We start from the raw sequence: 4754 nt of genomic DNA, 5'->3' as shown, positions 1-4754 counted from the left end.
GAAAAAGCCTTCTGCAATGGCGGCGTACCAGGCCGCATGTCGGCCAAGAGGAATGAAATCGAGTGAAAATATGACTTTGGTCAGCGCTGGCGGCGTGCTCTGCGCGGCCGCCGCATCGGGCCGCATCACCGCAATCGAAGCAACTGCAAACGCTGCAGCGACTGCGCCTGGAAAAATACGCATGCTCTCTCTCCCGCGATGTGACCGCCCTTTCATGACGATCGTGCCACCAATAGTTTCATGCAGTCAATAGATTTTCGAAAATCCGTTGATTGTCGAATAGTACTCGTATATGCGATTATCCTTTGCCGATTGGGCCACTCAAACCGGAAGCGCGAATGCCCGCAATGCCTGCCAAGCGTTCTGCCGATCAGACTTTGACCGCCTCGGCTCTGAACCGCATTCGTTCTGACATTATTGCCTGCCGTCTCATGCCCGACGAGCGCTTGCGTTTCGAAGCGTTGCGCGAGCGTTACGGCATGGGAGTCAGTCCACTCCGCGAGGCGTTGATGCGCCTCGAAGCCGAAGGACTTGTTCAGCTTGAACAGAACAAGGGTTTTCGCGTGTCCGAGGTCTCACGCGAGAACCTGCTGGATCTGATGCGGACCAGGATCGAGATTGAAACGATCGCACTTCGCTGGTCGCTGGAAAAAGGCGGTGTCGACTGGGAGGCCAATCTGCTCGGCGCATTTCATCGATTATCCCGCCAGACCAAGCTCGATCCAACCGAGCCGGAGACCATCAACGAGGCATGGAGCCGCGAGCACGCAGCGTTTCATGCCGCTCTCGTCTCGGCGTGCGGTTCGCAGACGCTGATATCGATTCGGGAGCGTTTGTTTGAGCAGGCAGAGCGCTATGTCTCGCTTTCCATTATGTCCAACGCCCCGTTGCGAGACGACGTGGGCGAGCACAAACAATTGATGCGAACGGCGCTCAACCGCGACGTGGACAAGTCAATCGAGCTTAATCGACTGCACATCAGCCGTACGACGGATAAGGTCGCAGCCTGTCTCGCCGCGAACCGTGGCGCCGACACCGGAGTCGCGCTCAAAAGGAAATCGTTTAAATGAACGTGCAGGGCCAGGCAGGACCCGCGACCATACCGGCAAAACAACTTGCAGCGTTCGTGGCCGAACTGTTTGCCGCTACCGGACTTTCAGCTCCAGCCGCGGAAAAAGTTGCCAACGGCCTCGTTGACGCCGATCTCGAAGGACTCGCATCGCACGGGGTGATGCTGGCCGATATGTATATCGAAAGGCTGCAAGGCGGCTCGGTATCGAAAGACACGGCCGCAGCCATCGTGTCCGAACGACAGGGCGCTGTTGTGCTCGATGCCGGCAATGCGCTTGGCCAATTGACTGGCGAGCAGGCGATGGGCCTTGCAGTCGACAAGGCCAGGCAGTTTGCCGCCGGTATCGTGGCCGTTCGTCACGGTTTTCACTTTGGCTCGGCCGGCCGTTACGCGCGCCAAGCGGCGGATTCGGGTTGCATCGGCATAGCGATGTGCAATACGCGTCCGCTGATGCCTGCGCCCGGCGGCGCCGAGCGCGTTGTCGGCAATAATCCGCTCGCCATCGCGGTGCCGGCTGATGGCGAAATTCCCATCGTGCTCGATATGGCGACAAGCGAAGCCGCGATGGGCAAAATCCGGATGGCTGAAAAAGCCAAGGAAGCTATTCCGCCAACGTGGGCCGTCACGGCACAGGGGCTTCCGACCACCAATCCAACCGAGGCCATCGCCGGGATGCTGTTGCCTTCGGGTGGTCCGAAGGGCTTCGGACTGTCATTTCTGATCGACCTCTTATGTGGCCTACTGTCTCAAGGTGCGAGCGGCGCGCAGGTTCGACCGCTCTACGGCGATTTCAGCGTGCCTTACGATTGCTCGCACCTGTTCGTCGCGATCGACGTTGCGCATTTTTGCGATCTCGACTGGTTCCGTGTGCAGGCGGCCAACGCCGCCGCGCGCATCCGCGGCGGCAAGCGGGCGCCGGGCGTGACCCAGTTATTCACCCCGGGAGAGCCGGAATGGCAGCGACGCAATCGCTCCGGCGATCAGGTGCTCGTGGATCCTGCCGTAGTCGCGATGTTGCAACGTTACGCGGAGCGCCTCGGTGTCGCGCCGACGCCTTTTGACGCCAAAACACCATAGGAAAAGCACAACATGCCCAAGGTTCAAATATCGAGCCCGAAGTTACGGCAGCCGAACGGCGTCTTCTCGCACGCTACCGCCATCGAAGCGACGGGGCGATTTGTCTTCATTTCCGGAATGACAGCCCGCCGTCCGGACGGCACAATTGCTGGCATCGGCGACATCAGCGAGCAAACCCGTCAAGTCTGCGAAAACATCAAAGCAGCGGTGGAGGCTGCCGGCGGCACGCTCGATGATGTCTGCCGTGTCGACGTCTATGTGCGGAACATGGAGCATTTCGAGACAATCCACAAAGTGCGCGCCCAATACTTCAAACCGCCATTGCCGGCCTCGACCATGGTCGAAGTGACCAAGATGACGTCACCCGATTATCTGATCGAGATCAACGCCATCGCTGTGCTGCCGAAGTAAGCGTGGAACAATCCAACATGTCCGACAAATTTGGAATTTTGGAAGCTGAGAAACGCGGTATCAAGCTGGGCGAGATCGGCCAGCGCATCGTGCTTGAGAACGAGCACGTGCGGATTTGGGAGATCAATCTCGATCCGGGCGAGACTATCGATTTCCATATTCACTATCATCCTTATGTCGTCATCTCACTCGGCGGTGGCGAGAACGAGATCGAAACAATCTTTGGGGATCTCATCAAGACCGTAGAGGAGCTCGGCTCGACGGTATTCATCAACGAGATGCGCGCAGTTCACCGGCTGACCAACCGCGCGAAAATTCGCTATCTGTCCCGCCTCATCGAATTGAAAAGCGTCCGGTGGACGACCGAAGTCAAAGATTGATCCAGGAGTAACGTCATGTTGCCAAAAGAAGCGCCGAAGCTCGAAGAACTTCTCATCCAGTCGGAAACGCTGCCGTGGCGCGAGAAATCGCTAAAAGGCATTTCCGAAAAGATGCTCTGGCGTGATGAACAGACCGGCGCGTCAATCGCGCTGATCAAATTTGCCGAAGGGGCTGGAATTCCGCAGCCTCATTACCATGCCTCGAACCAGTTTATGTTCTGTCTAAAAGGCAATTACGAATACACCTCAACGGGAGTCACACTCACCGCCGGGAGCTTCTACTGCAATCCGAAGGGCAACGTGCACGGCCCGGCAATCGCTCATGCCGAGACCGTCGTCATCGAGATTTACGACGGCCCGCATTATCCAGAAAAACCGGCCTGGTACACTGACGAGCAAGACGCCCGTTGACCGGTTGGCGTATGCGAGGTCGTAGGAACTCGGAGGAGGATACTCGCATCTCCGCCGATTACAGATCGTCCGTGCACCGCTCTGTTCGACCACCGGTAGGCTCCAAGCGTCAATTGTAGCGCCTTCTTATTTGGGGCATGCCGGTATGGACAACGTTCAGAAGTACGTGAAGGAGCGTCACTGGAGCCAACCGGCCGGGCGAATCCGTGCAGTGACGATTGGACGATCCTGTGGCGGCCAACAGATCCCTTAACCATCCCAGGTGATGCGACTCGCGCGCCAAAAAAGGCTCCCCACATTTGTCTCAGCGTTCAGAGCCGGGCCTCGACGGATTGGCCCGCACCAACCTGCGCTTCTCCCGCGAGGTGGTCCGTAAACGCGGCAGGCGCCGCCTTGGCACCCGCAACCAAAGGAGATGCCCATGGCCCCCGCACGGCCGTATTGGAAAGGCTACCTCAAGCTCTCGCTGGTCTCCTGCCCTATCGCCCTCTACACCGGGACATCATCGACCGAACGGGTGTCGTTCCGCCAAATCAACAAGAAAACCGGCAACCGGCTGCGCCAGCAGCTGGTCGATGAGGTTACGCGCGAGCCGATTGAAGGCTTCGATAAGGGTCGCGGCTATGAATACGCGAAGAATGCCTACATCCCGGTCGACGATGACGAACTGGATGCCATTGCGATCGAGAGCAACCACACCATCGAAATCGATTCGTTCGTACCGCGCGAGCAGATCGATGAACGATACCTGGATACCCCCTACTACCTCGCGCCGAATGACCAGGCGGGACAGGACGCGTTTGCGGTCATCCGCGAAGCCATGCGCGGCAAGGGCAGGGTCGCCCTCGGACGTGTAGTGCTCTCCAAGCGCGAACGCGTCATCATGCTGGAGCCCCGGGACAAGGGCCTGATAGGCACCACTCTTCGCTACCCGTACGAGGTCAGGGATGTGAAGGAGTATTTCGACGATGTTCCCGAGCTGAAGATTGAGCCGGACATGCTTAAACTTGCCGAGCACATTCTCCAAAGCAAGGCAGCAGACTTCGACCCGTCCCAGTTCGTCGATCACTACGAGGAAGCTGTGGTCGAGATGCTCAAAACGAAACGCGCAGGCTTGGCCGTATCACGCGAGCAAGCGGCCCCGCGGACCCATAACGTGGTCAACCTCATGGAAGCACTCCGTCGCAGCATCGCGCAGGACCAAGCGGCGTCTGCCCGTCCGGCGAAAGGCCGAAAGCGTATCGACGGACAGGCCGAAATGCTGCTTCCGATTGCTGGCAAGGCCAAGAAGGCTGTCGTGGCAAAGTCCACGGTTCGCCCAAGCGCCCGCCAGATGAAGGCCGGCTAACGAGGCAAAGGCAGTAGCGCCGATCGCTTTTAGCCGTGAGCTCAAGGCACAACAC

7 protein-coding genes and 1 riboswitch are annotated in these 4754 nt (G+C 58.5%); of the genes, 6 read left to right on the top strand and 1 reads right to left on the bottom strand.

Features of this window, described 5'->3' with window-relative positions:
* A partial coding sequence (locus WB528_RS26250; RefSeq protein WP_423892199.1) for a hypothetical protein occupies window positions 1-183 on the bottom strand: 183 nt, incomplete at its 3' end.
* A 155-nt stretch (window positions 184-338) separates the two neighbouring features.
* Between WB528_RS26250 and WB528_RS26245 the strand changes: the two genes are divergently transcribed.
* The 6 genes from WB528_RS26245 (at window position 339) to WB528_RS26220 (ending at window position 4699) form a co-directional block, all read left to right on the top strand.
* A complete protein-coding gene (locus WB528_RS26245; protein WP_423892197.1) occupies window positions 339-1070 on the top strand; it encodes an FCD domain-containing protein in 732 nt (243 codons plus the stop codon).
* On the top strand, window positions 1067-2149 hold the full coding sequence (locus tag WB528_RS26240; RefSeq protein ID WP_423892194.1) for an Ldh family oxidoreductase: 1083 nt from the start codon (window positions 1067-1069) through the stop codon (window positions 2147-2149). The genes WB528_RS26245 and WB528_RS26240 overlap by 4 nt, the downstream gene beginning before the upstream one ends.
* A 12-nt stretch (window positions 2150-2161) precedes the next feature.
* The gene (locus WB528_RS26235; RefSeq protein ID WP_423892193.1) at window positions 2162-2560 is read left to right on the top strand and encodes a RidA family protein; all 399 of its coding nucleotides are present in this window, start codon (window positions 2162-2164) and stop codon (window positions 2558-2560) included.
* Window positions 2561-2577: 17 nt separating this feature from the next.
* Complete coding sequence (locus WB528_RS26230) at window positions 2578-2940, top strand: hypothetical protein (RefSeq protein WP_423892191.1); 363 nt, start codon at window positions 2578-2580, stop codon at window positions 2938-2940.
* Between the two features lie 15 nt (window positions 2941-2955).
* Window positions 2956-3351 carry a cupin domain-containing protein gene (locus WB528_RS26225; protein ID WP_423892189.1) on the top strand — a complete coding sequence of 132 codons (396 nt, stop codon included), beginning with the start codon at window positions 2956-2958 and terminating at the stop codon, window positions 3349-3351.
* A 302-nt stretch (window positions 3352-3653) separates the two neighbouring features.
* Window positions 3654-3771: riboswitch (SAM-I-IV-variant riboswitch) on the top strand.
* 1 nt (window position 3772) lies between these two features.
* Window positions 3773-4699, top strand: a complete 927-nt coding sequence (locus tag WB528_RS26220) for a Ku protein (RefSeq protein ID WP_423892187.1) — start codon at window positions 3773-3775, stop codon at window positions 4697-4699.
* Window positions 4700-4754: the final 55 nt, after the last annotated feature.

It is taken from the genome of Bradyrhizobium sp. (genome assembly GCF_049586575.1).
Classification (GTDB): Bacteria; Pseudomonadota; Alphaproteobacteria; order Rhizobiales; family Xanthobacteraceae; genus Bradyrhizobium.
Note: the sequence above shows the minus strand (reverse complement) of the source record. Positions and strands in the feature narration are given on the sequence as shown.